The organism is Pseudonocardia sp. McavD-2-B, from assembly GCF_024124365.1.
GTDB lineage: Bacteria > Actinomycetota > Actinomycetes > Mycobacteriales > Pseudonocardiaceae > Pseudonocardia > Pseudonocardia alni.
The window spans coordinates 1-2,496 of record NZ_JAMXSG010000452.1 but is presented as its reverse complement, the minus strand read 5'-3'; the positions used below and the strand labels follow the sequence as shown (position 1 = coordinate 2,496).

The window sequence follows — 2,496 nt, the reverse complement described above, 5'->3', positions numbered from 1 at the left end:
CGCGCCGAGGGCCTCGGCGACCCGGCCGCGCAGCGCGACCTCGGTGACCGGGCGGAGCAGGGTCGCCACCGACCCGCCCGTGGCGAGCGCGTCGAGCACGGTGTCGGCGAGCCGGTCGGTCAGGTCACCGTCGCCGCCGTGCCGGCACAGGGCGTGCACCAGCCCGCTCACTCCGCCGCATCCGCGGCGAGGCCCAGCGCGTCGGCGGGGCAGAGGGCGTGCCGCTCGCGGATGCTCATCTCCAGCTGCGAGGCGAACCCCGCACCGCAGCGTTCGAGCAGCCGGGCCACACCGGGGCGCAGGTTCACCAGCCGCAGCCGCACGCTGACCGGGAGCTCGTCGGCGGCGTGCACGAGGCTGACCGCACCGGCGACGTCGACGAACCGCAGCGCGGACAGGTCCGCGGTCAGCGTGCCCTCGCCGACGTCGCCGCGCACGACCCGGTCGATCAGCCTGGCCAGCACCCGCCGGACCTGGGGCCGGTTGGCGTGGTCGACCTCGCCGGCCAGCCGGACCCGGGCCGGGCCGATCTCGGTGACGCGCAGCAGGCTGTCGTCGTAGAGCGGGGCGGCGGTCAGCTCGGCGGGGTGCAGGCTGCGCATCGTCGCGATGAGCTCGTCGGGGTAGCGCAGGTGGTCGTAGACGCACAGCGCGCGCAGCGGGTGGTCGCGGACGGCGTCGTCGAGCCTGCGGTCGTACTCGTCGAGTACCTGTCCCCCGGGCCGGCGCAACCCGTGGTCCATCTGTCCGCTGAAGCGAAGCCCGGCCCAGCCGTCGTCGAGGGCGGAGGTGATGTTCTGCTCCATCACCCCGGTCAGCTCGTCGAGCGGGGCGTGCAGGGCGGCGCGGGTGAAGTCCCCCGGGACGAGCTGGAACTGCCCGGACCGCAGCGGCCCGGTGACGTCGACGCCGTCGTCGGCCAGGCGGGACAGGACCAGCCCGGCGGTGTCGTCGTCGAAGTAGGCGACCCGCTCCCCCGCCGTGAGCCCCTCGGCCAGGAACGCGGCGACGTCCTCGGCGAGCTGCTCGTCGCTGACCGGCACGGTCAGCACGTGCCGGTGGGGATCCCGTACCGGTGCGGTCACACGTCCCCCCGTCGTGGCGTCCCCGACGGCCCCCCGACAGGTGTGACGCCGCGTACACGATAGGTGATCACGGATCCCACGGCGAACCGACGCTGTCGTTCAGGCGTGCCGAGGCGTAGAGTTAGCCGGACCGAACTCCGGTGTTCGGGGCGCACGGTGCGAGCAGGGTGCACGGGCGCCGATCAGGAGGTGGACGCCATGTTCCGAGCCGCTCCGCAGTCGCGGGCGACCGAGGTGCGCACGGTCGTGCTCGCCGGCGTGCTCATGGTGCTGCTGGCCGTCGCCACGATCGTCTCCGTGCCGCTGGCACCCACCGCCGTCACCCTGGCCCTGGCCGCCGCCGCGCTGGCCGTGCGTCCGCTGGTCGTCGCCCACGTGCGCCGCGGCACCCGGGCAGAGCGGGTCGCCGCGCACCGCTGAGGGCACCTACGGTGGGGTCCCGCGACCCCGAGGAGCCCCATGACGACCGTCGGCGAGGCCGGTTGGCAGGTGCTGACCGCCCACGGCATCGACACCGTGTTCGGCAACCCCGGCTCGAACGAGCTGCCCTTCCTCGCGGCGATGCCCGACGGGGTGCGCTACGTACTCGGCCTGCACGAGGGCGCCGTACTGGGCATGGCCGACGGCTACGCCCTGGCCACCGGCGGCCCGGCGCTGGTCAGCCTGCACGCGGCGTCCGGGTCGGGCAACGCGATGGGCGCGCTCACCAACGCCGTCTACTCCCACTCCCCGCTCGTGCTGACCGCGGGCCAGCAGGTGCGGTCCACGGTCGGCCAGGAGGTCATGCTGACCAACGTGGACGCGGCCGCGCTGCCACGCCCGCTCGTCAAGTACGCCGCCGAGCCCGCGTCGGCCCAGGACGTGCCGCGTGCGCTGTCCCAGGCGGTGCACACCGCGCTGCTGGACCCGCGGGGGCCGGTCTACCTCTCGGTCCCCTACGACGACTGGTCCCGCGAGGCGGGCCCGGACACCGCGCACCTGCCGTCCCGGCGTGCGACCGCCGCCGCCGAGCTCGGCGAGGCGGCGCTCTCCGAGCTGGCCGGGGCGCTGGCCGGGGCGGCGAACCCGGTGCTGGTGCTGGGCCCGCAGGTCGACGCGGACCGGGCCAACGACCACGCCGTCGCCCTCGCCGAGCGGCTCACCTGCCCGGTCTGGATCGCACCGTCGGCGTCGCGGTGCCCGTTCCCGACCCGGCACCCGGCGTTCCGCGGGATCCTCCCGGCCTCGGTGCGCGACGTGTCCGACCGGCTGGCCGGGCACGACGTCGTGCTCGTCGCGGGCGCGCCGGTGTTCCGCTACCACCAGTGGGTCCCCGGTGACCTGCTGCCGGCGGGCACCCGGCTGCTGCACCTGACCGCGGACCCGGCCGAGGCCGCGCGGGCCCCGATGGGCGAGGCGTGGGTCGGCCCGG

At 75.7% G+C, this 2,496-nt stretch carries 3 protein-coding genes; 2 read left to right on the top strand and 1 reads right to left on the bottom strand.

Features of this window, described 5'->3' with window-relative positions:
- Positions 1 to 167 precede the first annotated feature (167 nt).
- The gene (locus NH602_RS30070) at positions 168 to 1,085 is read right to left on the bottom strand and encodes an MEDS domain-containing protein (RefSeq protein WP_073575011.1); all 918 of its coding nucleotides are present in this window, start codon (positions 1,083 to 1,085) and stop codon (positions 168 to 170) included.
- A 198-nt stretch (positions 1,086 to 1,283) separates the two neighbouring features.
- On the opposite strand from NH602_RS30070, the gene NH602_RS30065 reads away from it, so the two are divergent.
- Together NH602_RS30065 and NH602_RS30060 are read left to right on the top strand one after the other, a co-directional pair.
- Positions 1,284 to 1,505, top strand: a complete 222-nt coding sequence (locus tag NH602_RS30065) for a hypothetical protein (protein WP_139282752.1) — start codon at positions 1,284 to 1,286, stop codon at positions 1,503 to 1,505.
- Positions 1,506 to 1,544: 39 nt separating this feature from the next.
- A partial coding sequence (locus NH602_RS30060; protein WP_253069588.1) for a thiamine pyrophosphate-binding protein occupies positions 1,545 to 2,496 on the top strand: 952 nt, incomplete at its 3' end.